General features: G+C 64.8%; 33 protein-coding genes and 1 riboswitch. Of the genes, 3 read left to right on the top strand and 30 right to left on the bottom strand.

Features of this window, described 5'->3' with window-relative positions; genetic code table 11:
• Window positions 1–36: 36 nt before the first annotated feature.
• The 24 genes from secY to metE all read right to left on the bottom strand — a co-directional run bounded on the left by secY (window position 37) and on the right by metE (window position 14,537).
• A complete protein-coding gene (gene secY, locus AC3ISA_RS12890) occupies window positions 37–1,416 on the bottom strand; it encodes a preprotein translocase subunit SecY (protein WP_489178171.1) in 1,380 nt (459 codons plus the stop codon).
• A gap of 128 nt (window positions 1,417–1,544) precedes the next feature.
• The gene (rplO, locus tag AC3ISA_RS12885) at window positions 1,545–2,138 is read right to left on the bottom strand and encodes a 50S ribosomal protein L15 (RefSeq protein ID WP_489178170.1); all 594 of its coding nucleotides are present in this window, start codon (window positions 2,136–2,138) and stop codon (window positions 1,545–1,547) included.
• Window positions 2,139–2,280: 142 nt separating this feature from the next.
• Window positions 2,281–2,469: a 50S ribosomal protein L30 gene (gene rpmD, locus AC3ISA_RS12880; protein WP_183194946.1), complete on the bottom strand. Its 189-nt coding sequence runs from the start codon at window positions 2,467–2,469 to the stop codon at window positions 2,281–2,283.
• A 3-nt stretch (window positions 2,470–2,472) separates the two neighbouring features.
• A complete protein-coding gene (gene rpsE, locus AC3ISA_RS12875) occupies window positions 2,473–3,081 on the bottom strand; it encodes a 30S ribosomal protein S5 (protein ID WP_135195334.1) in 609 nt (202 codons plus the stop codon).
• A 12-nt stretch (window positions 3,082–3,093) separates the two neighbouring features.
• On the bottom strand, window positions 3,094–3,450 hold the full coding sequence (gene rplR, locus AC3ISA_RS12870; protein ID WP_135195333.1) for a 50S ribosomal protein L18: 357 nt from the start codon (window positions 3,448–3,450) through the stop codon (window positions 3,094–3,096).
• A gap of 3 nt (window positions 3,451–3,453) precedes the next feature.
• A complete protein-coding gene (rplF, locus tag AC3ISA_RS12865; protein WP_372694833.1) occupies window positions 3,454–3,987 on the bottom strand; it encodes a 50S ribosomal protein L6 in 534 nt (177 codons plus the stop codon).
• 1 nt (window position 3,988) lies between these two features.
• Window positions 3,989–4,387: a 30S ribosomal protein S8 gene (gene rpsH / locus AC3ISA_RS12860; protein WP_135195331.1), complete on the bottom strand. Its 399-nt coding sequence runs from the start codon at window positions 4,385–4,387 to the stop codon at window positions 3,989–3,991.
• 15 nt (window positions 4,388–4,402) lie between these two features.
• On the bottom strand, window positions 4,403–4,708 hold the full coding sequence (rpsN, locus tag AC3ISA_RS12855) for a 30S ribosomal protein S14 (protein ID WP_135195330.1): 306 nt from the start codon (window positions 4,706–4,708) through the stop codon (window positions 4,403–4,405).
• A 19-nt stretch (window positions 4,709–4,727) separates the two neighbouring features.
• Window positions 4,728–5,288 carry a 50S ribosomal protein L5 gene (gene rplE / locus AC3ISA_RS12850; protein WP_135195329.1) on the bottom strand — a complete coding sequence of 187 codons (561 nt, stop codon included), beginning with the start codon at window positions 5,286–5,288 and terminating at the stop codon, window positions 4,728–4,730.
• Entirely contained in the window at window positions 5,288–5,596 is a 309-nt protein-coding gene (rplX, locus tag AC3ISA_RS12845; RefSeq protein ID WP_372694836.1) for a 50S ribosomal protein L24, read from the bottom strand. The genes rplE and rplX overlap by 1 nt, the downstream gene beginning before the upstream one ends.
• 1 nt (window position 5,597) lies before the next feature.
• On the bottom strand, window positions 5,598–5,966 hold the full coding sequence (rplN, locus tag AC3ISA_RS12840) for a 50S ribosomal protein L14 (protein WP_003164378.1): 369 nt from the start codon (window positions 5,964–5,966) through the stop codon (window positions 5,598–5,600).
• Between the two features lie 18 nt (window positions 5,967–5,984).
• Window positions 5,985–6,227 (bottom strand): 30S ribosomal protein S17, encoded by a 243-nt coding sequence (gene rpsQ / locus AC3ISA_RS12835; protein ID WP_008262472.1) that lies wholly within the window; start codon window positions 6,225–6,227, stop codon window positions 5,985–5,987.
• 10 nt (window positions 6,228–6,237) lie between these two features.
• A complete protein-coding gene (rpmC, locus tag AC3ISA_RS12830) occupies window positions 6,238–6,435 on the bottom strand; it encodes a 50S ribosomal protein L29 (protein WP_135195327.1) in 198 nt (65 codons plus the stop codon).
• Window positions 6,435–6,875: a 50S ribosomal protein L16 gene (rplP, locus tag AC3ISA_RS12825; RefSeq protein ID WP_087119314.1), complete on the bottom strand. Its 441-nt coding sequence runs from the start codon at window positions 6,873–6,875 to the stop codon at window positions 6,435–6,437. The genes rpmC and rplP overlap by 1 nt, the downstream gene beginning before the upstream one ends.
• Window positions 6,876–6,878: 3 nt before the next feature.
• Window positions 6,879–7,634, bottom strand: coding sequence for a 30S ribosomal protein S3 (gene rpsC, locus AC3ISA_RS12820; RefSeq protein ID WP_159844791.1), 756 nt, complete (start codon window positions 7,632–7,634; stop codon window positions 6,879–6,881).
• A complete protein-coding gene (gene rplV / locus AC3ISA_RS12815; protein ID WP_159844793.1) occupies window positions 7,634–8,014 on the bottom strand; it encodes a 50S ribosomal protein L22 in 381 nt (126 codons plus the stop codon). The genes rpsC and rplV overlap by 1 nt, the downstream gene beginning before the upstream one ends.
• 3 nt (window positions 8,015–8,017) lie before the next feature.
• Window positions 8,018–8,296, bottom strand: a complete 279-nt coding sequence (gene rpsS / locus AC3ISA_RS12810) for a 30S ribosomal protein S19 (RefSeq protein WP_135195324.1) — start codon at window positions 8,294–8,296, stop codon at window positions 8,018–8,020.
• Between the two features lie 2 nt (window positions 8,297–8,298).
• Window positions 8,299–9,135, bottom strand: coding sequence for a 50S ribosomal protein L2 (rplB, locus tag AC3ISA_RS12805; protein ID WP_008259904.1), 837 nt, complete (start codon window positions 9,133–9,135; stop codon window positions 8,299–8,301).
• A 4-nt stretch (window positions 9,136–9,139) separates the two neighbouring features.
• Entirely contained in the window at window positions 9,140–9,442 is a 303-nt protein-coding gene (locus AC3ISA_RS12800; protein ID WP_159844796.1) for a 50S ribosomal protein L23, read from the bottom strand.
• Window positions 9,442–10,080, bottom strand: coding sequence for a 50S ribosomal protein L4 (gene rplD / locus AC3ISA_RS12795; RefSeq protein ID WP_489178169.1), 639 nt, complete (start codon window positions 10,078–10,080; stop codon window positions 9,442–9,444). Before rplD ends, AC3ISA_RS12800 begins: the two co-directional genes overlap by 1 nt.
• Window positions 10,080–10,829 (bottom strand): 50S ribosomal protein L3, encoded by a 750-nt coding sequence (rplC, locus tag AC3ISA_RS12790; protein WP_055753390.1) that lies wholly within the window; start codon window positions 10,827–10,829, stop codon window positions 10,080–10,082. Before rplC ends, rplD begins: the two co-directional genes overlap by 1 nt.
• Window positions 10,830–10,850: 21 nt before the next feature.
• A complete protein-coding gene (gene rpsJ, locus AC3ISA_RS12785) occupies window positions 10,851–11,156 on the bottom strand; it encodes a 30S ribosomal protein S10 (RefSeq protein ID WP_105563630.1) in 306 nt (101 codons plus the stop codon).
• 295 nt (window positions 11,157–11,451) lie between these two features.
• Window positions 11,452–12,216, bottom strand: a complete 765-nt coding sequence (locus AC3ISA_RS12780) for an acyl-CoA thioesterase (RefSeq protein ID WP_372695153.1) — start codon at window positions 12,214–12,216, stop codon at window positions 11,452–11,454.
• Window positions 12,213–14,537 carry a 5-methyltetrahydropteroyltriglutamate--homocysteine S-methyltransferase gene (gene metE, locus AC3ISA_RS12775; protein WP_489178168.1) on the bottom strand — a complete coding sequence of 775 codons (2,325 nt, stop codon included), beginning with the start codon at window positions 14,535–14,537 and terminating at the stop codon, window positions 12,213–12,215. The genes AC3ISA_RS12780 and metE overlap by 4 nt, the downstream gene beginning before the upstream one ends.
• A gap of 110 nt (window positions 14,538–14,647) precedes the next feature.
• Window positions 14,648–14,850: riboswitch (cobalamin riboswitch) on the bottom strand.
• Window positions 14,851–15,100: 250 nt separating this feature from the next.
• On the opposite strand from metE, the gene AC3ISA_RS12770 reads away from it, so the two are divergent.
• The gene (locus AC3ISA_RS12770; protein WP_489178167.1) at window positions 15,101–15,859 is read left to right on the top strand and encodes a hypothetical protein; all 759 of its coding nucleotides are present in this window, start codon (window positions 15,101–15,103) and stop codon (window positions 15,857–15,859) included.
• 138 nt (window positions 15,860–15,997) lie between these two features.
• Here AC3ISA_RS12770 and AC3ISA_RS12765 read toward each other — a convergent pair whose 3' ends face one another.
• The 3 genes from AC3ISA_RS12765 to AC3ISA_RS12755 form a co-directional block, all read right to left on the bottom strand.
• Window positions 15,998–16,885, bottom strand: coding sequence for a GIN domain-containing protein (locus AC3ISA_RS12765; protein WP_372695159.1), 888 nt, complete (start codon window positions 16,883–16,885; stop codon window positions 15,998–16,000).
• A gap of 84 nt (window positions 16,886–16,969) precedes the next feature.
• Window positions 16,970–17,884 carry a transcriptional regulator gene (locus tag AC3ISA_RS12760; protein ID WP_489178166.1) on the bottom strand — a complete coding sequence of 305 codons (915 nt, stop codon included), beginning with the start codon at window positions 17,882–17,884 and terminating at the stop codon, window positions 16,970–16,972.
• A 10-nt stretch (window positions 17,885–17,894) separates the two neighbouring features.
• Window positions 17,895–19,055: a GNAT family N-acetyltransferase gene (locus AC3ISA_RS12755; protein ID WP_489178165.1), complete on the bottom strand. Its 1,161-nt coding sequence runs from the start codon at window positions 19,053–19,055 to the stop codon at window positions 17,895–17,897.
• Between the two features lie 151 nt (window positions 19,056–19,206).
• Here AC3ISA_RS12755 and AC3ISA_RS12750 point away from each other — a divergent pair, with 151 nt between their 5' ends.
• Both AC3ISA_RS12750 and AC3ISA_RS12745 read left to right on the top strand, forming a co-directional pair.
• Entirely contained in the window at window positions 19,207–19,368 is a 162-nt protein-coding gene (locus AC3ISA_RS12750; RefSeq protein ID WP_489178164.1) for a hypothetical protein, read from the top strand.
• Between the two features lie 40 nt (window positions 19,369–19,408).
• Window positions 19,409–20,467 carry a L,D-transpeptidase family protein gene (locus tag AC3ISA_RS12745; RefSeq protein ID WP_489178163.1) on the top strand — a complete coding sequence of 353 codons (1,059 nt, stop codon included), beginning with the start codon at window positions 19,409–19,411 and terminating at the stop codon, window positions 20,465–20,467.
• 1 nt (window position 20,468) lies between these two features.
• Here the strand turns inward: AC3ISA_RS12745 and AC3ISA_RS12740 are convergent, their stop codons facing one another.
• The 3 genes from AC3ISA_RS12740 to fusA all read right to left on the bottom strand — a co-directional run bounded on the left by AC3ISA_RS12740 (window position 20,469) and on the right by fusA (window position 25,739).
• Window positions 20,469–22,034 carry a carboxylesterase/lipase family protein gene (locus tag AC3ISA_RS12740; RefSeq protein ID WP_489178162.1) on the bottom strand — a complete coding sequence of 522 codons (1,566 nt, stop codon included), beginning with the start codon at window positions 22,032–22,034 and terminating at the stop codon, window positions 20,469–20,471.
• Between the two features lie 326 nt (window positions 22,035–22,360).
• The gene (gene tuf / locus AC3ISA_RS12735) at window positions 22,361–23,551 is read right to left on the bottom strand and encodes an elongation factor Tu (protein ID WP_135195311.1); all 1,191 of its coding nucleotides are present in this window, start codon (window positions 23,549–23,551) and stop codon (window positions 22,361–22,363) included.
• A 109-nt stretch (window positions 23,552–23,660) separates the two neighbouring features.
• Window positions 23,661–25,739 (bottom strand): elongation factor G, encoded by a 2,079-nt coding sequence (fusA, locus tag AC3ISA_RS12730; RefSeq protein WP_489178161.1) that lies wholly within the window; start codon window positions 25,737–25,739, stop codon window positions 23,661–23,663.
• Between the last annotated feature and the right edge of the window lie 59 nt (window positions 25,740–25,798).

Raw genomic sequence — 25,798 nt, 5'->3', positions numbered from 1 at the left:
CTTCAGCCCTCCCCTGGGCGTCTGTCAGCTTAAGACTTAGCGGCGCACGGGTGTGGGCGCGCCACGACCGCCACGACCACGCAGCTTGGCCTTCTTGATCAGGCCTTCGTACTGGTGCGCCAGCAGTTGGGACTGAATCTGGGCCACAGTGTCCATCGTGACCGAGACGACGATCAAGATAGACGTTCCGCCAAAATACAGGCTGTTGCCCATCTGGGCGACCAGGAACTCGGGCAGCAGGCAGACGGCCGTGATGTAGGCGGCGCCGATAACGGTCAGACGGGTCAGGACGTAGTCCAGATATTCCGCCGTGCGCTTGCCCGGACGGATGCCCGGCAGGAAGCCGCCGTATTTGCGCAGATTCTCGGCCGTGTCTTCGGGATTGAAGGTGATCGAGGTGTAGAAGAAGCAGAAGAACACGATCAGGGCCGCGTACAGCGCCATGAATAGTGGCTGGCCGTGCGTTAGCTGCGCCGTCACCAGCGGCAGCCAGCTCGCCCAGCTGGGCAGGTCGGCGTTGGCCGTCATGGTCGCAACCGTCGTCGGCAGCATCAGCAGCGACGAGGCGAAGATCGGCGGGATCACGCCCGCGGTGTTGACCTTCAGCGGCAGGAACGAACGCTCGCCCCCGGCCATGCGGTTGCCTTCCTGGCGCTTCGGATACTGGATCAGAAGACGGCGCTGGGCGCGTTCCATGAAGACGATGAACACCACGGTGGCCACGGCCAGGATGGCGATGAACAGCAGGGCGAAGGCCGACATCTGGCCTTGCTGGGCCAGGCCCAGCAGGCGCGCAATGGTGGACGGCAGGACCGCCACGATACCGGCGAAGATGATCAGCGAGATGCCGTTGCCGACGCCGCGCGCCGTTACCTGCTCACCCAGCCACATCAGGAACATGGTGCCGCCGGTCAGGGTAACGACCGTCGAGGCGATGAAGAAGATGCCGGGATTGTCGACCAGGCCGGCCGTGCTGTTCAGACCCGCCGCAATGCCGAAGGACTGCGCCAGCGCCAGGAACACCGTGAGATAGCGGGTGTACTGGTTCAGCTGCTTGCGGCCGCTTTCGCCGCCTTCCTTCTTCAGCTTCTCCCAGGGCGGATACACGGTGCCCATCAGTTGCACGATGATCGAGGCCGAGATGTACGGCATCACGTTCAGCGCGAAGATGGCCATACGCTCGACCGCGCCGCCCGAGAACATGTTGAACATGTCCAGGATGCCGCGCTGACCCGACGGGTCCTGAAAGAACTGCAGGAAGGCCTGCGAGTTGATGCCCGGGATCGGCACGTACGTCCCGATCCGATAGACCAGGAGTGCGCCCAGCGTGAAGAGCAGGCGCTTGTGCAGCTCGGTCGCTTTCGCGAACGAGCCCATGTTCATATTGGCGGCGAGTTGTTCTGCGGCCGAAGCCATTATGCGTCCCCACGACTGATTGAGTCGTCAGATAGGCGAGAAGCGGCGCTCTTGCGAGGCCGCTTCCGTTCTTTCGTCGTCGCAGGGGTATTCAGGCCACGGCCTAAATGACCGCGACGACGCGTTGCTTAGGCTTTGGCGGCGGCGCGCTTGGTGCGGGCCGAGATCTTGTTCTCGTCGCCGCGCGGCGCCTTGGGAGCCGGGGCCTTGCCCTTGGCGGCGTTGCGCTTCTCGACGCGCGCAGCGGCCTTGGCTTCGGCGGCGATGCGCTCTTGCACGACCGAACCGCCAGCGGCCTCGATAGCCTTGATGGCGCCCGAAGTCGCCGACCAGACGACCAGGTTCAGCGCTTGCTTCAGCTCGCCGGTGCCCAGAAGACGCACGCCGTCCTTGACGCGACGGATCACCCCGGCGGCGACCAAGGCGTCGCCCTTCAGTTCCGACTTGGCGTCCAGCTTGCCGGCGTCGATGGCGTCTTGCAGGCGCCACAGGTTCACTTCGGCCAGCTTCAGAGCGTTGGCGTTGTTGAAGCCACGCTTGGGCATACGCATGTACAGCGGCATCTGGCCGCCTTCGAAGCCGCCGATGGCGACGCCCGAACGCGACTTCTGACCCTTGACGCCACGGCCAGCGGTCTTGCCCTTGCCAGAACCTGGGCCACGGCCGACACGCATGCGCTTCTTGTGCGCGCCTTCGTTGTCGCGGATTTCGTTCAGTTTCATATGCCTGATCCTTTCGGGTGCTAGCGCCCGGACATCGTCCGAACTCGGCTTGGAAAAATTGAAGGGCCGCTGATAGGCGACCCTTTGGGTATTCGCAAGTGCAGAAACGCCCTCCCCCGGGTTCGGGAGAGGGCGAAACGGCTTACTTTTCGACGATCTCGGTAAGGTGGGCGACCTTGGCGATCATCCCACGAACCGAAGGCGTGTCTTCCAGGGTCGATTCACGACCCAGGCGGTTCAGACCCAGGCCCACCAGGGTGGCGCGCTGGTCGTTCTTGCGGCGGATCGGCGAGCCGGTCTGCTTGACGGTGACAGTTTTCTGTTCGGCCATGATTTAGGACTCCACAGCTTCGGGCGTCGAGGCGCCGTCGTTGCGACGGCCCATCAGATCCGCGACCTTCTTGCCGCGCTTGGACGCGACTTGACGGGGCGAGGACTGGACCTTCAGCGCTTCGAACGTGGCGCGGATCATGTTGTAGGGGTTCGAAGAACCGGTCGACTTGCCCACGACGTCCTGGACGCCGAGGGTTTCGAGCACGGCGCGCATCGGACCACCTGCGATGACGCCGGTCCCGGGAGGGGCAGCGCGCATCATGATCTTGCCGGCGCCCCAACGGCCGTTGCCGTCGTGGTGCAGGGTGCGGTTCTCGCGAAGCGGAACGCGGATCATGGTCTTCTTGGCTTCTTCAGTCGCCTTGCGGATGGCTTCCGGCACTTCGCGCGCCTTGCCGTGACCGAAGCCGACGCGACCCTTGCCGTCACCGACGACCATCAGGGCTGCGAAGGAGAAACGACGGCCGCCTTTGACGGTGGCGGCGACGCGGTTGATGTGGACCAGCTTCTCGACGATGTCCGAATCCGGACCATCGGCTTGGGGGCCATTGCGGTTGTCACGACGGTTGCGGTCGTTGCCGCCGCCGCCACGTTGGGGTTGATGCGCCATCTGTCGCGTCCCTTAGAAGTTCAGGCCGGCTTCACGCGCGGCTTCCGCCAGCGCCTTGACCCGTCCATGATAGATGTACTCGCCACGGTCGAAGACGACGTCCTTGACGCCCTTCTCGATGGCGCGTTCGGCGATCAGCTTGCCGATCGCGGCGGCCGCAGCCGTGTCCGAACCACGCTTGCCCTTGCCGCCTTCCAGCGACGAGGCAGACGCGACGGTCACGCCCTGGGCGTCGTCGATGATCTGGGCCGAGATGTTCTTGTCCGAACGGCTGACCGACAGACGAAGGCGACCGTTGGCGACAGCCTTCAGGCGGCGACGAGTGCGCTCCGAGCGGCGCTTGGCTTGTTGTCGAAGAGAAAGAGCCATGACTTACTTCTTCTTGCCTTCCTTGCGACGGACCTTCTCGCCCGCGTAACGGACGCCCTTGCCCTTGTAGGGCTCCGGCGGACGCAGCTTGCGGATGACCGCGGCGATCTGACCGACGGCTTGCTTGTCAGCGCCCGAGACCTTGATCTCGGTCTGCTTCGGCACTGCGAAGCTGACGCCGGCCGGCGGAGCGATATCGACTTCATGCGAGAAGCCGAGTTGCAGCGACAGGGCGTCGCCCTTCATCGCGGCGCGGTAACCCACGCCGACCAGTTCCAGAGACTTCTCGAAGCCCGTGGTGACGCCGACGACCATGTTGTCGACCAGGGTGCGCGACAGGCCCCACATCGCGCGACCGCGTTGCGTGTCCGACCGCAGACCCAGCGACAGTTCGTCGCCTTCCTGGGTGACTTCGATTTCGTCTGCGACGGTCCAGGAGCTCTCGCCCTTGGGGCCCTTCACGGTGACGTTCTGGCCGTCGAGCGTGACAGTCACGCCCTTCGGCACAGCAATGGTTTTCTTGCCAATACGGGACATATCAGTAGACCCTGCAAAGGACTTCGCCGCCGACGTTAGCGTCGCGGGCGGAGGCGTCGGACATGACGCCCTTCGAAGTCGAGAGGATCGAGATGCCGAGGCCGTTCTTGATCGGCTTCAGATCGCCGATCGCCGAATAGACGCGGCGGCCCGGCTTGGACACGCGAGCGATCTCGGCGATGACGGGCTGACCGTCGAAGTACTTCAGCTCGATCTCGAACTGCGGAAACTCACCCGGGTTCTGAACCAGGTTGTAGCCGCGGATGTAGCCTTCGTCCTGCAGCACGTCGAGGACGCGCTGACGCAGACGAGAAGCGGGGGTCAGCACCTTGGAACGCTTGCGGGTCGCCGCGTTCTTGATGCGAGCGATCATGTCGCTCAGGGGATCGTTGATCATCATGTCTGTTCGCTCCCCTTACCAGCTGGATTTCGTCAGGCCAGGGATCTGGCCCTGGTTGCCGAGTTCACGCAGCGCAATCCGGCTCATCTTGAGCTTGCGATAGAACGCCCGCGGACGACCCGTCACTTCGCAACGGTTGCGAATGCGGCTCGGCGCGGAGTTGCGCGGCAGTTCAGCCAGCTTCAGGCGCGCGTCGAAGCGCTCCTCCAGCGGCAGGTTTTCGTCGTTGGCGGTCGCCTTGAGGGCGGCCCGCTTCGCGGCATACTTCGCAACCAGGGCCTTGACGGCTTCGTTACGGTTTACGGCGCTTTTCTTAGCCATTGTGCTCTTCCCTTCCCGCTCAGTTCTTCACGAACGGGAACTTGAACTCGGTGAGGAGAGCCTTGGCTTCCTCATCGGTCTTGGCCGTGGTGCAGACGACAATGTCCATGCCCCACATCTGATCGATCTGGTCGTAGTTGATCTCCGGGAACACGATGTGTTCCTTCAGACCCGTGGCGTAGTTGCCGCGACCATCGAAGGACGTGCCCTTCAGACCACGGAAATCCTTCACGCGCGGCAGCGCGATCGTGATGAACCGGTCCAGGAACTCGTACATCTGTTCGCCGCGCAGGGTGACCTTGCCGCCGATGACCATGCCTTCGCGCAGCTTGAAGCCGGCGATGGAGTTACGGGCCTTGGTGGCGACGGCCTTCTGACCGGCGATGGCCGTCAGGTCCTTGAGGGCGGTGTTCGCCTTCTTGGAGTCCGCGACAGCTTCACCGATGCCCATGTTCAGGACGATCTTGTCCAGCTTGGGCACCTGCATTTCGTTCGTGTAGCCGAACTTTTCCTTCATCACCTGGCGGATGCGAGCGTGATACTCGACCTTGAGGCGCGGAGCGTACTTTTCGGTAGCCATCAGATGACGTCTCCCGTCGTCTTGGCGATGCGGACCTTGGTGTCCCCATCGATCTTGAAGCCGACGCGGGTCGCCTTGCCGTTGACGTCGGCGATCGCGACGTTCGACAGGTGAAGCGAGGCTTCCTTGTTCTTGATACCGCCCTGCGGGTCAGCCTGGCTCGGGCGCGTGTGGCGCTGAACCATGTTGCAGCCTTCGACGAGGACGCGGTTTTCGGTAGGCAGGACCTTCAGCACGTTGCCCGTGCGGCCCTTGTCCTTGCCGGTGAGGACGACGACGCGGTCGCCCTTCTTGATCTTGGCGGCCATGTTACAGGACCTCCGGAGCCAGCGAGATGATCTTCATGTGGTTCTTGGCGCGCAGTTCGCGAGGAACAGGGCCGAAGATCCGCGTGCCGACAGGCTCGTTCTGCTTGTTGACGATGACGGCGGCCGACTTGTCAAAACGAATGACCGAGCCGTCCTTGCGTTGGATGTCCTTGGCGGTGCGCACGACGATGGCGCGAACGACGTCGCCCTTCTTCACACGGCCGCGCGGGATGGCTTCCTTCACGGAGGCGACGATTGTGTCGCCGATCGAGGCGTAGCGGCGCTTGGAGCCGCCCAACACCTTGATGCACATGACCCGGCGGGCGCCCGAATTATCGGCCACTTCCAGGTTAGTTTGCATCTGGATCATAAGATCAGATCCTTCTGATTACGAGGCCGAGGCGTTGGAAAGGACTTCCCAGCGCTTCAGTTTGGATTTCGGGGCGCACTCGACGATGCGAGCGATGTCGCCGACTTTGAGCGCGTTGGCTTCGTCGTGCGCGTGATACTTCTTCGAAAGACGAACGATCTTCTTCAGAACAGGGTGAAGCAGCGTGCGCTCCACCTTCACGACGACGGTCTTTTCGCCCTTGTCGGACACGACCACGCCTTCAAGAATTCGCTTGGGCATATTCGTTTCCTTACGAGGCCGCACGCTGCTCGCGCAGAAGCGTCGAGATGCGTGCGATGTCTTTGCGGACTTCACCAACGCGGTGAGTCTTTTCCATTTGGCCGGTGGCCGCCTGGAAGCGCAGGTTGAACTGTTCCTTCTTGAGCTTCAGCAGCTCGTCGGACAGTTGGTCGGTCGTTTGCGACCGCAAGTCGGCGATCTTGGTCATCAGGCGGCTACCTCGACATGAGCGACGCCGGCGTCGATGCGGGTCACGACCTTGGTGCGGACCGGCAGCTTGGCTGCGCCGAGACGGAGCGCTTCGCGGGCGACATCGTCCGGAACGCCGTCGATTTCAAACAGGATACGGCCAGGGTGGCAGCGCGCGGCCCAGTGGTCCACGGCGCCCTTGCCCTTACCCATCCGGACTTCGGCCGGCTTGCCCGTGACGGGCAGGTCGGGGAAGACGCGGATCCAGACGCGGCCCTGACGCTTCATCTGGCGGGTGATCGCGCGGCGAGCCGCTTCGATCTGACGCGCAGTGATGCGCTCCGGCTCCAGCGTCTTCAGGCCATACGACCCGAAGTTCAGCGAGAAGCCACCCTTGGCCGAGCCATGGATCCGGCCTTTGAAGGCCTTGCGGTACTTGGTCTTCTTCGGTTGCAACATGACTTAGTTCTCACGTCCCCGGTCGCGACGCGGACCGCGGTCGCCACGGGGGCCGCCGCGTTCGCGGCCTTCGTTCGAGGACGGACCCGAAGCTTCCTGGGCCCAACGCTTGTCCTGCGCCATGGGATCGTGCTCCAGCACTTCACCCTTAAAGACCCAGACCTTCACGCCGATGATGCCGTAGGTCGTCTTGGCTTCGTAGAAGCCATAGTCGATGTCGGCGCGCAGCGTGTGAAGCGGCACGCGACCTTCGCGGTACCATTCCATACGTGCGATTTCCGCACCGCCCAGACGGCCCGAGACATTCATACGAATGCCCTTGGCGCCGAGACGCATCGCCGACTGCATCGAACGCTTCATGGCGCGACGGAAGGCCACGCGGCGTTCCAGTTGTTGCGCGATGTTTTCAGCGATCAGCTGCGCATCGGTTTCCGGCTTGCGGACTTCGATGATGTTCAAGTGAACTTCACCTTCGGTGCGCGCCGAGATGTCCTTGCGGAGCTTCTCGATGTCAGCGCCCTTCTTACCGATCACGACACCCGGACGGGCGGCGTAGATGGTGATCCGGCACTTCTTGTGTGGGCGCTCGATGATGATGCGCGACACACCAGCGGCGCCTAGACGTTCCCGCAGCCACTCGCGCAGCTTCAGGTCCTGGTGCAGCAGGCGAGAATAGTCGGCGCCGGCGGCGAACCAACGGCTGTCCCACGTACGGTTCACGCCGAGGCGCAGACCGATCGGATTGATTTTCTGACCCATCAGGCGGCCTCGCCGGCTTCACGGACCACGATGGTGATCTCGCTGAACGGTTTCAGGATGCGCGACGAACGACCACGAGCACGGCTCGCGAAACGCTTCATCACCAGGTTCTTGCCCACATAGGCCTCGGCGACGACCAGGTTGTCGATGTCGAGGTTGTGGTTGTTCTCGGCGTTCGAGATCGCCGAATACAGGACCTTGCGGACGTCGGTCGCGATACGCTTACGGCTGAATTCCAGCTCGTTCAGCGCCTTCTGGACCGGCATGCCGCGGATCGATGCGGCGACCAGGCCCAGCTTTTGCGGGCTGATGCGTACGTTGACCAGCTTTGCGCGGGCCTCTGTCGGGGCGACCCGACGTTCATTTTTTGTCTGGGCCATCAGTTACTTCCTTTTGGCCTTCTTGTCCGCCGCGTGACCCGGGAAACTCCGGGTCGGGGCGAACTCGCCGAGCTTCATGCCGACCATCTCTTCCGAGACCGACACGGGCACGTGCTTCTGACCGTTATGGACGCCGAACGTCAGACCGACGAACTGCGGCAGGATGGTGGAGCGGCGCGACCACGTCTTGATCACGTCCTTGCGGCCCGACGTTTGAACGGCGTCGGCCTTCTTGAGCAGATACCCGTCGACAAACGGGCCTTTCCAGGAGGAGCGGGCCATTCTTAGCGAGCCTTCTTAACGTGGCGGGTACGGATGATGTACTTGTCCGTAGCCTTGTTCTTGCGGGTACGGGTGCCCTTGGTGTCCTTGCCCCACGGGGTAACCGGGGTACGACCACCAGAGGTCCGGCCTTCACCACCACCATGCGGGTGGTCGATCGGGTTCATGGCGACGCCGCGAACGTGCGGGCGGAAGCCCATGTGACGCTTGCGACCGGCCTTGCCCAGGTTCTGGTTCATGTGGTCGGGGTTCGAAACCGCGCCCACCGTGGCGATGCAGCCGTCCAGGACCATGCGCAATTCGCCCGAGCCGAGACGGATCTGGGCGTAGCCCTGATCGCGACCCACCAGTTGGGCGTAGGCGCCGGCCGAGCGGGCCAGCTGAGCGCCCTTGCCCGGCTTCATTTCGATGTTGTGGATGATCGTACCCACCGGCATCGAACGAAGCGGCATGGCGTTGCCCGGCTTCACGTCGGTCTTTTCGCCCGCGATCACCGTGTCGCCGGCCTTAAGGCGTTGCGGCGCGATGATGTAGGTCTTCTCGCCGTCTTCGTAGGTCACGAGGGCGATGAAGGCCGTGCGGTTCGGATCGTATTCCAGACGCTCGACCGTCCCGACCATGTCCCACTTGCGACGCTTGAAGTCGATCTTGCGGTACAGGGTCTTGGCGCCGCCGCCACGGAAGCGGACCGCGATGCGACCGCCCTGCCCGCGTCCGCCCGACTTGGTCAGGCCTTCGGTCAGCGACTTTTCCGGACGGCCCTTGTGGAGCTCCGAACGGTCGACCAGCACGAGGGCGCGACGGCCCGGCGAGGTCGGATTGTAATGTTTCAAGGCCATCTGATCAGAGCCCCGTGGTGACGTCGATCGACTGGCCGTCGGCCAGCGTCACGATCGCTTTTTTGATGTCGACCCGACGACCCAGGATACCCCGGAAGCGCTTGGTCTTGCCCTTTTGAACCAGGGTGTTGACCTTCAGGACGTTGACTTTGAACAGGCTTTCGACCGCAGCTGCGATCTCGTCCTTGGTCGCCGTATCGGAGACGCGGAAGACGACCTTGTTCTGCTCGGACAGGATCGTCGCCTTCTCGGTGATGATCGGGGAGAGGATCGTGTCGTAGTGTTTGGCGGTAGGTTGAGCAGCCATTACGCAGCTTCCTTATCGCTGAAGCGGGCCTCGATCGCCTCGATGGCGGCCTTGGTCAGGACCAGCTTGTCAGCCCGCAGGATGTCATAGACGTTCAGGCCGGCGTTCGGCAGCACGTCGATGTGCGGGATGTTGCGAGCGGCCAGGCCGAAGTTCGTGTCGACTTCGGGACCCGCGATGATGAGAGCCTTGGTCCAGCCCAGCTTGCCGAGCGTCTCGCGCAGCGAGGCGGTCTTGGCTTCCTTGAACGAGACGGTGTCGACCACGATCAGGTCGCCCGACTTGGCCTTGGAGGACAGGGCGTGACGCAGAGCAAGGGCGCGGATTTTCTTCGGCAGCGAGAAGCCGTGATCGCGAACGATCGGACCAAAGGCGCGCGAACCACCAACGAACTGCGGTGCACGGCGCGAACCGTGACGAGCGCCGCCGGTGCCCTTTTGCTTGTACATCTTCTTGCCCGTACGAGAGTTCTCGTTGCGGGTTTGAACCTTGTGCGTACCGGCGCGGCGCTTGGCCAGTTGCCAGTTGACGGTGCGGGCCAGGATGTCGCCGCGGATGTCGGAGATGCCGAAGACAGCGTCCGACAGTTCCACGTCGCCAGCAGCCTTGCCGTCGAGTTGGATGACAGAGAGTTTCATTACGCTTCACCGCCTTCGGTCGCTTCGACGGGGGCTTCTTCAGCCGGCGTCGAAGCGGGTTGAGCAGCAGACTTGCTCGACTTCAGCGCACCGGGGAACGGAGCGTCAGCCGGGCGAGCCTTCTTGATGGCGTCGCGAACCTTGACGTAGCTGCCGTCGTGACCGGGGACAGCGCCCTTGATCAGGATCAGGCCACGCTCGGCGTCCACACGGACGACGGTCAGGTTCTGGGTGGTGACGGTTTCCGTACCATAGTGGCCGGCCATCTTCTTGCCGGGGAACGTGCGACCCGGGTCCTGACGGTTACCCGTCGAACCGTGCGAACGGTGCGAGACCGAAACGCCGTGGGTGGCGCGAAGGCCGCCGAAGTTCCAGCGCTTCATGGCGCCGGCGAAACCCTTACCGATGGTCTCGCCCTGGATGTCGACCTTCTGGCCCACCAGGAAGTGTTCGGCCGACAGTTCGGCGCCCACGTCCAGCAGACCGTCCGCATCGACGCGGAACTCGGTCACATAGGCTTTCGGTTCGACTTCCGCCTTGGCGAAGGTCTCGCGTTGAGCCTTGTTGGTGTTCTTGGCCTTCTTCGTGCCAGCGCCCAGCTGGAGAGCGACGTAGCCGTCACGCTCCTGGGTACGTTGGCCGACGACTTGGCAGCCGTCGAGCTGAAGCACAGTGACCGGTACGTGCGCGCCGTCATCGGCGAACACGCGGGTCATGCCCAGCTTCTTGGCGATCACGCCCGTGCGCATCGGATCCCGCCTCTTTCTACTTTAAATCTTGATCTCGACGTCCACACCGGCGGACAGGTCGAGCTTCATGAGCGCGTCCACGGTCTGCGGGGTGGGGTCGATGATGTCGAGCACGCGTTTGTGCGTGCGGATTTCAAACTGCTCACGCGACTTCTTATCGACGTGCGGCGAGCGGTTCACGGTGAACTTCTCGATCAGGGTCGGCAGCGGAATCGGACCGCGAACGGTCGCGCCGGTGCGCTTGGCGGTATTAACGATCTCGCGCGTCGAGAAATCGAGGACGCGGTGATCAAAGGCCTTGAGCCTGATGCGGATGCTTTGATCCATATCGGTGCTTACTTCCAATGCGGTCGGAGGACCGCGTCCCTGTGAACCATTTCAAAGACCGAAGGCCTTCGGGCAAAAAGCCCTCAGGGAACGCAAATCCGCAAAAACGATCGGCCCACGCAGTTACCCGCGAAGGCCGCTGAAGTCCCAAGAAGCTGCAAAGAACAGTGACTTAGGTCGTTCCTGCGGACCGCGTTTGCACCGAAGTGCACAGCCGGTCCAACAAGAGTGGTGGCTTATGCCTACCGATTCTGATTTCGTCAAGCGCGCAAACCCGTGCTGACACAGGATTTCGTCAGTCCGCCTCCAGCACCGACACCGGCCGGGAAATCGTCCTCGGCCGACCCGCTTCGTCCACCGCCACCATGACGAACTCGGCCGCCGCAGACCGCCGCCGCTTCCCCGTAAGCAATCCCTCGGCCCACAGTTCGACCTCTATGGTCACCGAGGTTCGACCGATCTTTGTCGCGCGGGACGCCAGTTCGATCATGTCGCCTTCTCTTATAGGGGACGAGAAGTCGATGCGGTTCGACGCGGCCATGACCATGACCGCCCTGGCCTTGCGCGTCGCACAGATGAAGGCCGCCTTGCCCATCAGCTTCAGGGCATCGCCGCCGTAAAGCGTGCCGTAGTGGTTGGTCCAGGTCGGGAAGACCATCTCCACCGCCCTCAGCCAGCCGTCGTCCTGGGGTATGTCTTCCAGCAGAGGCGGCAGGTCGCCCTGCCCCGCCTCTCGCGGCGCCACCATGTTGAAGACGCCCCGAGTGCACAGCCGTCGCTCGCCGCTGACCAGCGCCTCGGCCCATAGCTCGACCTCCACGCCCATCGACGTGCGGCCGACGCGCACGACCTTGCCCGTCGCCTCGACCATTTCGCCGATCCGGGCGGGCGCGGCGAAGTCGATCCGCTCGCATCCGGCCGTCACGGTCGGCCGCCGCGCGTGACGCGCAGCGGCCAGGAAGGCGACCTTGTCCAGGTGCGCCAGACCGACGCCCCCGAACAATGTCCCGTGGTGATTGGCGTCGCCAGGGAACACCATATCTATCAGCGTGACGCTCAAGCTCGTGCAGCTTTCGCGGCCGACACCATGTTCGTCAGCGCCGCCTCGGTCTCGGGCCAACCCCGCGTCTTCAGCCCGCAGTCGGGGTTCACCCACAGCCGATCCGCCGGCAACTTGCCCGCCGCCGCGGTCAGCAGGGCCGCCATCTCCTCCACCGACGGCACGCGCGGCGAGTGGATGTCATAGACGCCCGGCCCGATCTCGGCCGGATAGCGATAGTCGGAGAAGGCGTCGAGCAGCTCCATCCGCGACCGCGAGGTCTCGATGGAGATGACGTCCGCATCCATGGCCCCGATGGACTGGATGATGTCGTTGAACTCGGAATAGCACATGTGGGTGTGGATCTGGGTCTCGTCCCGCACGCCTGACGCCGTGATGCGGAAGCTCTCCACCGCCCACTCCAGATACCCCGCCCAGTCCGCACGACGCAGCGGCAGGCCTTCGCGCAGGGCCGCCTCGTCGATCTGGATCACGGCAGCGCCCGCCGTCTCCAAGTCCGTCACCTCGTCGCGGATGGCGAAGGCGATCTGGCGGCAGGTGGTGCTGCGCGGCTGGTCGTCGCGCACGAAGGACCAGTTCAGGATCGTCACCGGCCCGGTCAGCATTCCCTTCATCGGCCGATCGGTCAGGGATTGGGCGTAACGCCACCATTCCACCGTCATCGGCCTGGGCCGGGACACGTCGCCATAGACGATCGGTGGCCGCACGCAGCGCGAACCATACGACTGCACCCAGGCCGCCTTGGTGAAAGCAAAGCCCGACAGCTGCTCGCCGAAATACTGGACCATGTCGTTGCGCTCGAACTCGCCGTGGACCAGCACGTCCAGCCCTAGGTCCTCCTGCCACTTCACCGTCCGCGCGGTCTCTTCACGCAGGAACCGGGCATAGGCCGCGTCGTCGATGACGCCCTTGCCGTGGTCGGCCCGCGCCTTGCGGACCTCTGAGGTCTGCGGGAACGAGCCGATGGTGGTGGTCGGATAGGCCGGCAGGTTCAACCGCCGCTGCTGCACCCCGCGCCGGATCTCGAAGCTGGAGCTGCGGTTCGCCAGCGCCGGATCGGCATCGGCCGCCCGCGCCTGAACCCTGGGATCATTGATGCGCGGCGAGGTGCGGCGCGACGCGACCGACGCGGTCGAGGCGTCCAGCTCGGCCTTCACCGCCGCCCGGCCTTCGTTCAGCGCCCGCGCCAGGATCGCCAGTTCGCCAACCTTCTGCACCGCGAACGCCAGCCAGTCCTTGATCTCCGCATCCAGCGCCGCTTCCCGCTCCAGATCGATGGGCGTGTGCAGCAGCGAGCAGGACGGCGCGATCACCACCTGACGCCCGGCGGCCACCAACGGCTCGACCCGGTCCAGCACCGCGTTCAGATCGGCCTTCCACACATTGCGCCCGTCGATGACGCCCAGCGACAGCACCTGATCGGCCCGCGCCGCCGACGCCACCTGCGACAACTGTTCCGGCGCGCGCACCAGATCGATGTGCAGTCCCTGCACCGGCAGCTTCAACGCCGTCTCCAGATTGTCGCCCAACGCCCCGAAATAGGTTGTCAGCATCACCTTGATCGGCGGCGTCACGTCCGTCAGCACGCGATAGGCGTGGTCATAGGCCGCCTTGGCCTCGTCACTCAGGTCGGTGACCAGGCAGGGCTCGTCCAACTGCACCCAGGTCGCCCCCGCCCGCGCCAGCGAGCGCAGCACCTCGGCATAGACCGGCAACAGGCGCGGCAGCAGGCTCAGCACATCGAAGGCCTCGCCCCGCGTCTTGCCCAGCAACAGATAGGACACTGGCCCCAGCAGCACCGGCCGGGTCTCGATCCCCTGCGCCCTGGCTTCCAGATATTCGTCCAGCGCCTTGGTCGACCCCAGGCGGAATGTCTGGTCCGCCGTGAACTCGGGCGCCAGATAATGGTAGTTGGTGTCGAACCACTTGGTCATCTCCATGGCGGGCACGCCTTCGCCGCCGCCATGAACGTGACCGTGCTCGCAGACTTGGGCGTCGCCGCGCGACCCGCGCGCCATGGCGAAATAGGTCGCCAGGTCGACGCTTTCGCCGCTCCAGCCATAGGCCGCAGGCACGGCCCCGACCATGGCCGTCAGATCCAGCACCTGGTCATACAGAGAGAAGTCGTTGGACGGCACGATGTCGGCCCCCAGGTCGCGTTGCCGCGCCCAGGTCAGGCCGCGCAGCTCGGCGGCGGTGGAGAGCAGCGTCTCCGCATCGATCTTTCCCGCCCAATGCGCCTCAAGCGCAGTCTTCAGCTCCCTCTTGGGGCCAATGCGGGGAAAGCCGAGGGTGGCGACCTGTACGGTGTGGCGGGTCATGACATTCGAAACCTGTGTTGTGGCCAGGTTTCGGACAGGGTCGCGCGGACGCCGACGCGGACGCAATGGGTCCGGCGGCGCGCATGCGGCCTGACCGGGCACCCCGCCGGAGGACGTTATCTGTCGGGGCAGGTCTCCTGGCTCACGGGTCGACGCCTCGGGCCCTGCCTTCCCGGCGCGAACGCCAGTGACACGAGATGGACCCTCGACTCGCCGCTTACAGTTGCGGGGGCAGCGCCGGTTTCACACCGGCTTCCCTCTTAGCTCCACGCACCCCGAGGAGCGCGTGCAGACCACGACCCCGTCACATGGCATCAACCAAGCGCGACCGTCAATAGACATAAGGATATGCTTATATGTTTATGGGATTGGCGCTGTTAACCGCTTGCCCCAGGAAACACCCCGAACTGACATATTCTAACCACAAGGCGTGACTGATCCGCCACACGACAGTTTCAAGACATTTATGTAACGGCGGTTTATTGCTCAGCTTCGACACATCCTGATAGCAGCCGCCCTCCCTGGACCCCCATCCGGGCACAGACTGCTAAGGACAAAAGAAAATGAAGACGATCCTCCTCGCCTCGGCCGCCGCCGCCGCTCTGTTCGCCGCTCCGGCCTTCGCTCAAGACGCCATCGGTTCGGTCGGCGTCGCCTACAACCATTCCAAGATCGAAGTCCCCGGCGCTGACGCCGACCTGGACGGCGCCACAATCGCCGGCACCGTCGCCACCCCCGCCTTTGGCGACTGGACCGCGACCTTCAACGCCGCCGGAACCTATTCGGACAACGACTTCGGCGACGAGACCACCCTGTCGGGCGCCGTCCACCTGACCAAGGCCATCCAAGACATGCGTTTCGGCGGTTTCGTCGGCGCTGAAGAAATCGCCGGTGGCGACACGCTGATGACCTTCGGCGCCGAAGGCCAGAAGTACTTCCAGCAAGCCACGCTGACCGGCGTCGTGTCGTACGGCACCGTCGATGACGCGGACCTGTGGACCGTTGGTGGTGAAGCCGCCTTCTACGCCACGCCCGCCCTGCGTCTGGCCGCTCGCGCCTCCTATTCGGACGTGGACTTCGCTGGCGTCAGCACCGACGGCTGGTCGGCCGGCGTCGGCGCCGAATACGCCTTCGCTGCAACGCCCTACAGCGTCTTCGCCGGCTATGACCGCGCCGAGCTGGAAGACGCAGACCTGACGATCGACTCCTTCGAAGTCGGCATTCGCTACAACTTCGGCGGCGATCTGCAATCGCGCGACCGCGCCGGCGCCACCCTGGGCCGCAACCTGGGCAGCGTCACCAAGCTGTTCGGCCTGCGTTGATCCTCGACGCCTGATCCAAGACGAAGAGCCCCGGCGGAGCGATCCGCCGGGGCTTTTTCTTGGCTTACGCCACGCACGAAAAAGACCCCCGGGGTTCCACGACCGGGGGCCTTTCCTCTCGCGGCGGAGAAACGGGTCTTAGCGCCCGATCTGCAGGGTTCCCGATCCGACGACCGAACGGGACACTGATCCTGTGGCCGAGGCGACGCGGACGCTACCCGATCCTGCGATGGCGACATCCAGATCACGTGTCGCGCCGCCGTAGCGGACATCGCCCGAGCCGCCGATGGCGACCGACAGCTTGTCCATCCGGCCCTGACGCACGTTCACCCCGCCCGAGCCGCCGATCGACAGCTCGCCCCGGCCGTTGACGCTGGCCACGTCCACATTGCCCGATCCGCCCACAGCCGCCTTCAGGCTGCCGGTCGATCCAGCGGCGATGGAGCCTGAGCCGCCGACGCTGGCATCCAGCGAACGCGACGTGCCCGCGCGGATCGACCCCGACCCGCCAAGGCCCAGTTCCAGATCGCCGTCCACATTGGCGACGTTCCAGTTGCCGCATCCGCCGTTGTCCAGTTCGACCGACCGCGCACCACGTCCGACCGAGCCGAACACGGCGCCGCTGGCGCTGACATCGACGGTGCGGGGCGTGCGCACCACGATCAGCGGCGCGTCTTCCAGACGGATCCGTCCCAGGTCGCGCACCTCGACCGTCGCCCCCTGCCCCGGCTGAGCGGCGTCGGACCGTCCCGAGTTGCAGCTGCGGATGCCGTCGCTGCTTCCGAACATACCATTGCGACGAAGGCCGCCGTCGATCTTCACGTCGCGGCCTTCGCGGCGCACCTGGATCGCCGGTAGACGCGTCTGGCCCTGCGTGACCTCCACGCCGATGTCCTGGCGGTCCTCTACGATGACGACGACGCGCGCGACGGCGTTGCGGATTTCGACCTCGGCGGCCGAGGCGGGCGCGGCGACCAGTCCCGCCAGTGTGGCGACAGCGGCGGCAGCGATCAGTGCGGTCTTCATGTGCGGCTTCCCTTTCCCGAATGTGAGGGGAAGGTGCGCGCCGCCCGCGCCCAAGTCATTTTAACTCGGGGTCATGAACTCGAATTAACGCACGGCGCCAATGACGCCCGCCCCATCCGCCACCCCGACCTCGGGTTCGAAATCGCGTTCGAAGTTTGCGATCTTGCTCTTCATCGCCCCCGCCTTCTTCAGCGCCAGCGACGCGGCCCAGCGCGCGGCCAGCTCCGGCGTCGTCATGCCATCGGTGAAGCGCGGACGGCCGCCCCGGCTGCGGATCACCGCATTGGTGAACAGCGCGCCATTCCTGAACCGCGACGGCCAGGTCTGGAAATCCATCGACAGGCTGACGCAGAATCGATCCAAATTTTCCACCCGGTGCGGCGCATACAGCGGCCAGGTCAGCGCCCGCCCCGGCTCCAGATCCATGACCTGCGCATCGTTCTCGAACGCCATCGTATAGGGCAGTTCCTCGGTCGTCTGGCGCGCCACCACCTGTTCCATATTGCGCTCGGGCAGATGCCCTTCGTCGCCCGGATAGACGAACAGCCGCTTTCGCCCGCGCAGGTGGAACAGCACCACCCCCGCCGCGTCGAAATGATAGGGCACTCGCGCCTTGGGTGACGACAGGATCAACTGCCCGGCATTCCTCACCGCCCGCATCCCCGGATAGGTCGCCTGGATCGCAGCGAAATCCTTCATGGCAGCAGCCCACAGCTCGGGCCAGCCGGTCTCGACCTCGCGCAGATTGACCCACAGCCGACCCTGTTTGATCGCCTCAAGCAGTTCCTCGCCCGACAGCCGCCCGCGCGCGCCGGTGCGCAGACTGACCTGCCCCTCGTCGTCGTAGTCATACAGGTTGATGTCGAACAGCTCGGCCGGATAGCGATCCAGCACGGCGGCCAGCGCCGCATCCTCGGCGAATCCCTGATCGATCAGCGTATGGGCGTGGGTCTTCGCCTCGGCGATGGGACCGGGATAGCGGGTGCGGCGTTCGGTCATGCTCATGTCCTCAAGCGTGGGCGACGCGCGCGGGCGTCTTCTTCCTCGCGGCGGCCTTCTGGACAGCGGATCGGGCTGCGACCGCCGCCCCCCTCAACCGCCCGACCGGGGTCGCCTCGCAGGCTTCGATGGTGGCCCAGCGCCGGCGCAGCGAGGCCCTGACCGCTTCGCCCCGTCCGCCCGCGCGATTCAGCGCCGCCACCGTCATGTCGCCCAGCACCTGGGTCACGCCGGGCCGCATCACCACGGCCTCGCGCACCGTCTGGCGGGCGTTGACGAAATACTTCTTGTAGGTCTCGCCCTCGAACCCGAAGTCGAACACCCGGAATCCTTCGGCCGCCGCCAGCCGCATCGTGTCCATGCTCAGCAGGATGCCCGGCGAACAGCGCGCCAGCGCCGGCTCATAGACCGGGAACCAGAAATGGTAATGCCGCCCGGCGTGCAGCGAGAACTCCACCGCCACCAACTTGTCGCCCGCATGCATCGACGCCATCGAGGCGCCGAAGCCCTCGCGCGGCTCGACCATCAGCGCGTGCAGCAAATCCCGCGTCCAGCCGCAGGCGAAGATGTCGTGCAGGCCCGACCGCCGATACTGCGCCGCCTTCAACGCAATCAGATGATCCAGCAGCGCCGGATCGCGCAGGCCGCGCTCCACACGGATCGGCCCCAGTTCGGCCTCCAGGCTGCGGCGCGCCCGCTCCTTGTCCTTGAAATATTTGCCGAAGGTCGAGCGCCGCTCGGCGTACCAGGCGTCGTATCCCGGCTCGGGCATCACGACCTGCACCGTCTCGCGCGCCTGTCCCGTCTCGCCCGCGCCGATCCAGCCGGGCACGTTCAGCCGCTTGGCTTTCAACAGCCGCGCCACATCCTCCAGCGTGATCGTCTCGCCCGCAGGCGCGATGACCCCATGATAGTCGTTCATCGGCGCGCCCAACGGCTGCACCGCCCCGCCCCGCCGCTGATGCGGGAAAAAGCCGACGATCTCGCCGTCTCGCTTGAACACCGCGATCGCCGCACCGGGACAGACCCGCGACGCGATCTCGGCATAGTCCCAGCGGAAATAGGGGCTGGCCAGGTCAGGATTGCCGTCCGTCCACGCACGCCACAGGGCGACGGCGGCGGCGTCCAGCGCCCCCGCGTCCATGATCTCGACCTGCAGCATTCCGGCCATACGCATCCTCATCGAACCCCGTGCAGCAAGGTCCATTCCAAACCCCACCCTGCCCCATGCGCGTTTCATCAGGGTTCACCGGCATGGTGAACGCGCGTTGACGGAGCCGCCCCGCCCCCTGCGCGTTGCCTTGATCCAAAGGGAGACAACCATGACCGATCCACGCCCCGACAGCAAAAGCGTCGAAAACGAAAACCTGCGCCCGGACGAAGACGGCGAACCGCCGCGCCCCGCTACCGAACCCAAGGGCTCGGAAGGCTCGTCCAACTCCGGCGAGACCGAGACCGATCCCGCCACCGGCAAACAGAACTGATCTCACCCGCCTGCCCTGCCCCGACTGCTCGAAGTCCGCAATGAACCGATCCGCCTGCCTCGCCGCCCTAGCCGTCCTGTCCCTGTCCGCCTGTTCGCCCCGAGAGGAGCAGGATACCAAGGCCCCGGCGGTCGAGGCGGGCGCGACCGGTCCTCTCTCGCGCGACGCCATCGAGAACACCGCCTATACGCCGCCCGTCCAGCCGACGCCCCAGGCCGATCAGTCGCCTCAGCCCGGCGCCGCTCAAGCCCAGGCTCAACCCGCCTTGATCCGCGCCCAGGTCCTGCTTGAACGCGCCCGCTTCTCGCCCGGCGCCATCGACGGTCTGGCGGGCTCGAACATGCGTCAGGCCATTTCCGCCTTCCAGGAGGCGAACGCCATGACCGTGACCGGCGAACTCGACGCCGAGGTGATGGGCCGACTGCGCGCCGCCGCCGGTCCGGGCGCAATCACCACCACCTACGCCATCACCCAGCAGGACATGGCCGGTCCCTATCTCGGCGTCGTTCCCACGGATCTGGAGGCCCAGGGCCAGGCCGCTCACATGGGTTACGCCAATATCGTCGAGGCCCTGGCCGAACGCTTCCACGTCACCGAGGCGCTGCTGCGCGCCATGAACCCCGGCGCCGACTTCAACCGCGTCGGCCAGGCGCTGCTGGTCCCAGCTATCAACACCACGCCCCTGCCCGCCGAGGTGGATCATATCGACGTCGACAAGAGCGAAGGCTCGGTCAAGGCCTTCGACGCCGACGGCAAGCTGATCGCCTATTTCCCCGCCACCATCGGCAGCGGCGACAACCCGACCCCGACCGGCACGGTCAAGGTCAACGGCGTCGCCCGAAATCCCGACTACACTTACGATCCGTCAAAGCTCAGCTATGGCGACAGCAAGGAAAAGGTCATCGTCAAACCCGGCCCGAACAATCCCGTCGGCGTGGTTTGGATCGATCTGAACAAGCCCAGCTACGGCATCCACGGCACGCCCGACCCGCACTTGGTCGGCAAGACGGCCTCTCACGGCTGTGTCCGCCTGACCAACTGGGACGCCTGGATGTTGGCCGACAAGGTCAAGCCCGGCGTCACGGTCCGCTTCATCTAAGTCAGTGAACCGCGCCGAACGGCGTCCCGTCCCAGAAATCGCAGTGGTGGCGCGCGAAGAAGTCGTCGTCCATCGTATCGCCCTCTGGCTTGAACACCCGCACCGGCCCCGCACCTTCGACGCGGGGCCATTCGGCGGCGAAGTCCGCCTCGCCGAACCCGGCCCACAGCCGCTGCATCCGTTCCGACAACGCCTTCTGCTCCGGCGTGAACTTCTTCACGTCCGCAAACACCCAACTGGTCCCGAACACATAGGCCAGTTCGCTTGCGTGATAAGCTCCCAGGTCCAGACCCACGATCCAGTCCGGCAAGACGAACGGCGCCCCTCGATCCGCGAACTCATAGCCCCACACCGGCACATGCTGCGCCAACACCCGCCTCAGCGCCTGTGATGGACAGGCGAACCTCTGGTCGGTGAAGTTGGTGGCGATGGCGTAGGCCGGACCGTCCTCCCCGACCGGATAGCGTGCCAGCACCCGCTCGCCTTGGTCGCCATACATCCAGATCGTCTCCTTGCGATAGCGATCCATGTCCTGCACCTCATTGGCGAACAGCCGCCCCTCGTCCAGGTTCGTGCCTACGATCACCGGCACGCGCGTGAACCGTCCCTCGCGGACCGCTGCCGCCGGGTTTTCCGGCACGGTCGCATCCGTATGCACCGGCCCCCACGACCCCGGCCCATTGATGCCCGCCCTCAGCGAGGCCGCCCGCGACAGCCGCCACGCCGGCAAGGCCTTCAGGCAGGCGACCTGGTCCTCGCCCGTGCAGCCCAGCCGCTCGGCGAACATCGGCCCCGACTGGGCCGCATCCTGCGCACTGACCAGCGACGACGGCTCCAGGCACCCGCCGCTCTGCATGATCACCCGTTGATACAGCCCCTCGGATTGCGGCGAGGTCATCAGGTAACAGGCCGTCCACGCCCCCGCGCTCTCGGCGAACAGGGTCACGTTTCCTGGATCGCCGCCGAAGGCCGCGATGTTGCGACGGACCCACTGCAGCGCCGCTTGCTGATCCATCAAGCCAAAGTTGCCGCCAAAACCCTCGCCCTCAGCCTGAAACCCCGGATGGGCCAGCCACCCCAGCGCGCCCAGCCGATAGTTCATCGTCACGACCACCCGCCCTTGGTCGCGCGCCAGTTTCGACGGGTCATAGTTGGCCCCCGACCCCACGGTGAAGGCTCCGCCAGGGATATAGACCATCACCGGCAGGGCCTTGGCCGCCTGCCCGCCGGGCGCATAGATGTTCAGGTAAAGACAGTCCTCGGACCCCACCACGATCCCGCCGCCGCCGCCCAGGATCGAGCGTCGCCCGATGGCCTGGGTGCAGTCCTTGGCGATCCGCGTCGCATCCCGAACTCCGCTCCACGCCTCCACCGGCTGCGGCGCCCGCCAGCGCCGATCCCCAACCGGCGGCGCAGCGAACGGCACGCCCAGAAACACCCGCGTCCCCGCCCCGTCCAAGCCGCGCACCGCCCCATCCTCCGTCGTCGCCAGCACCGTCTTCGCATCACTAGCGAACCGGACATGATCGACCTTGCCGGGATGGGTCGCGCAGGCCGACAAGGCCACAAGGCACGCAAGCAACGAGATTAGACGCATCGTGAACCTTGGCTGTTCGGCAGAAGACCCTAACGCCTGAACGCAGGCGACGTTTCCTGCCTCACCTCCGTCATCCTCGGGCTCGACCCGAGGATCGGATGTTGATCGGGCTGTGCGCCACCGTTGAAGCAATACGGCGGACCGCTCGGTCCTCGGGTCAAGCCCGAGGATGACGTGGATGAACAGGACACACCAAAACGGCCCCCGGATTTCTCCGAGAGCCGCTCTGTTACGCTTACTGTGTCTCTTGGCCTCAAGCAGCGCGTGAGCGCGTCAGGCCAAAAGGATGTGTCTTGCTACTCGACGATCTTGGCGACGACGCCGGCGCCGACGGTGCGGCCGCCTTCACGGATGGCGAAGCGCAGGCCCTGGTCCATGGCGATCGGGGTGATCAGTTCGACGTTCAGCTCGGCGTTGTCGCCGGGCATGATCATCTCGACGCCTTCCTTCAGGTGAACGATGCCGGTCACGTCCGTCGTGCGGAAGTAGAACTGCGGGCGATAGTTTGTGAAGAACGGCGTGTGACGACCGCCTTCTTCCTTGGTCAGGATGTAGGCTTCGGCCAGGAACTTGGTGTGCGGGGTGATGGAGCCCGGCTTGCACAGCACCTGGCCGCGCTCGACGTCTTCACGCTTGGTGCCGCGCAGCAGAACGCCGACGTTGTCGCCGGCTTGACCCTGGTCCAGCAGCTTGCGGAACATTTCCACGCCCGTGCAGGTCGTCTTCTGGACCGGACGGATGCCGACGATCTCGACTTCTTCACCGACCTTGACGATGCCCTTCTCGACGCGGCCCGTGACCACGGTGCCGCGGCCCGAGATCGAGAACACGTCTTCGACCGGCATCAGGAACGGCAGGTCCAGCGGACGCGCCGGCTGCGGGATGTAGTCGTCCACAGTCTGCATCAGCTCCAGCACGCGCTGTTCGCCGATTTCCGGGTTCACGCCGTCGGTCGCGGCCTTGGCCGAACCCTTGGTGATCGGAATGTCGTCGCCGGGGAACTGGTAGCTGCTCAGCAGCTCGCGCACTTCCATCTCGACCAGTTCCAGCAGTTCTTCGTCGTCGACCAGGTCGACCTTGTTCATGAAGACCACCAGGGCCGGCACGCCGACCTGACGGGCCAGCAGGATGTGCTCGCGCGTCTGCGGCATCGGGCCGTCGGCGGCCGAAACCACCAGGATCGCGCCGTCCATCTGGGCGGCGCCGGTGATCATGTTCTTCACATAGTCGGCGTGGCCGGGGCAGTCGACGTGCGCATAGTGACGGTTGGCCGTCTCATATTCCACGTGCGCGGTGTTGATCGTGATGCCGCGAGCCTTTTCTTCCGGCGCTGCGTCGATGTCGGCGTAGTTCATCGCCTTGCCGCCGCTCGCCTTGGCCAGAGCCATCGTGATCGCTGCCGTCAACGTCGTCTTGCCGTGGTCAACGTGACCAATCGTGCCGATGTTGCAGTGCGGCTTGTTCCGTTCGAACTTTTCCTTGGCCATTTTCTAGCTCCTAAGGTCCCCGAACCGGGGTTCCTGCAGTTTGGGGGTTAAGGACGCCCGGTCCTTACGGTCCGGGCGCATATAGGTCCGCTTTCCGAAAAGGGAAAGCTTAGGCGTACTTCTTGATCACTTCGTCGGCGACGTGTTGCGGCACCGGCTCGTAGTGATCGTATTGCATCGTGAACTGGGCGCGACCCTGCGACATGCCGCGCAGCGTGTTCACATAGCCGAACATGTTGGCCAGCGGCACGAAGGCGTTCACGACGGTGGCGTTGCCGCGCATGTCCTGACCCTGGATCATGCCGCGACGGCCGTTCAGGTCGCCGATGACCGAGCCGAGGTATTCCTCGGGGGTCACGACCTCGACCGCCATGATCGGCTCGAGCAGCTTCGGCGCGCCCTTTTCCTTCAGTTCGCGGAAGGCGGCGCGGGCCGCGATTTCGAACGCCAGCACGCTGGAGTCGACGTCGTGGTATTTGCCGTCCGTCAGGGTCGCCTTGAAGTCGATCAGCGGGAAGCCCGCCAGCAGACCCGAGTCCTTGATGGAGTTCAGGCCCTTTTCGACGCCGGGAATGTATTCCTTCGGCACGGCGCCGCCGACGATCGAGTTCTCGAACACGAAGCCCGAGCCCGGCTCGCCGGGTTCGAAGGTCAGCATGACGCGGGCGAACTGGCCCGTACCGCCGGTTTGCTTCTTGTGCGTGTAGTCGATGTCGACCTTGCGGCCCAACGATTCACGATAGGCGACTTGCGGCGCGCCGATGGTGGCCTCGACCTTGTAGGTGCGCTTCAGAATGTCGATCTTGATGTCCAGGTGAAGCTCGCCCATGCCCTTCAGGATCGTCTGGCCCGACTCGTGGTCGGTCGAGACGGTGAAGGACGGATCTTCCGAAGCCAGCTTGGCCAGGGCGACGCCCAGTTTCTCCTGGTCGGCCTTGGTCTTGGGCTCGACCGAGATCTCGATGACCGGGGCCGGGAACTCCATCTTCTCCAGGATGACGGGCGACTTCAGCGGATCGCACAGGGTGTCCCCGGTGCGGGTGTCCTTGAGGCCGGCCAGGGCGACGATGTCGCCGGCGTAGGCTTCCTTGACGTCTTCACGGTTGTTGGAGTGCATCTGCAGCATCCGGCCGACGCGCTCTTTCTTGTCGCGGCTGGAGTTCAGCAGGCTCATGCCCGTTTCCATCTTGCCCGAGTACAGGCGGCAGAAGGTCAGCGAGCCGACGAAGGGGTCGTCCATGATCTTGAAGGCCAGGACCGACAGGGGCTCGTCGTCCGACGCCTTACGCACGACGGGCTCTTCCGTCTTGAAGTCGATGCCCGGCGTCGGCGGGATGTCCAGCGGCGACGGCAGATAGTCGACGACGGCGTCCAGCAGCGTCTGCACGCCCTTGTTCTTGAAGGCCGAGCCGCACAGGATCGGATAGAAGGCGCCGGTCAGCACGGCCTTGCGGATGCACTTCTTCAGCACTTCGACCGAAGGCTCGGTGCCTTCGAGGTAGGCTTCCATCGCCTCGTCGTCCAGCTCGACGGCGTTGTCGATCAGGTACTGGCGGGCTTCGTTGGCCTTGTCGACCAGGTCAGCCGGGATTTCGCCGACGGTGAAGTTGGCGCCCAGGGCGTCGTTGTCCCAGACGACCGAACGCATCTCGACGATATCGACCAGGCCGGTCAGCGAGGACTCGGCGCCGATCGGGAACTGGATCGGCACGGCCTTGGCGCCCAGGCGGTCGCGGATCGACTGGACCGAGGCGTCGAAATCGGCGCCGATCTTGTCCATCTTGTTGACGAAGACGATGCGCGGCACCGAATATTTGTCGGCCTGGCGCCAGACGGTTTCGGTCTGCGGCTCGACGCCGGCGTTGCCGTCCAGCACCGTCACGGCGCCGTCGAGCACGCGCAGCGAACGTTCGACTTCAATGGTGAAGTCCACGTGGCCGGGGGTATCGATGATGTTGAGGCGCTTTTCTTTCCAGAAAGCGGTCGTCGCGGCGGACGTGATCGTGATGCCGCGCTCCTGCTCCTGGTCCATCCAGTCCATGGTCGCGGCGCCGTCGTGGACTTCGCCGATCTTATGGTTCTTGCCGGTGTAATACAGGATCCGCTCGGTCGTCGTCGTCTTGCCCGCGTCGATGTGGGCCATGATGCCGAAGTTGCGGTAGTCCTTGAGCGCGTGCGTACGTGCCATGAAAGCGTGCCTTGCCAAGAATTTCGGGCGCCGCCGGCGCCCTTTGGGAATGTTTTCAG

Source organism: Brevundimonas sp. KH_058 (assembly GCF_057838505.1).
The sequence above is the reverse complement of the archived record's forward strand: the minus strand, read 5'-3'. Positions and strand labels throughout refer to the sequence as shown.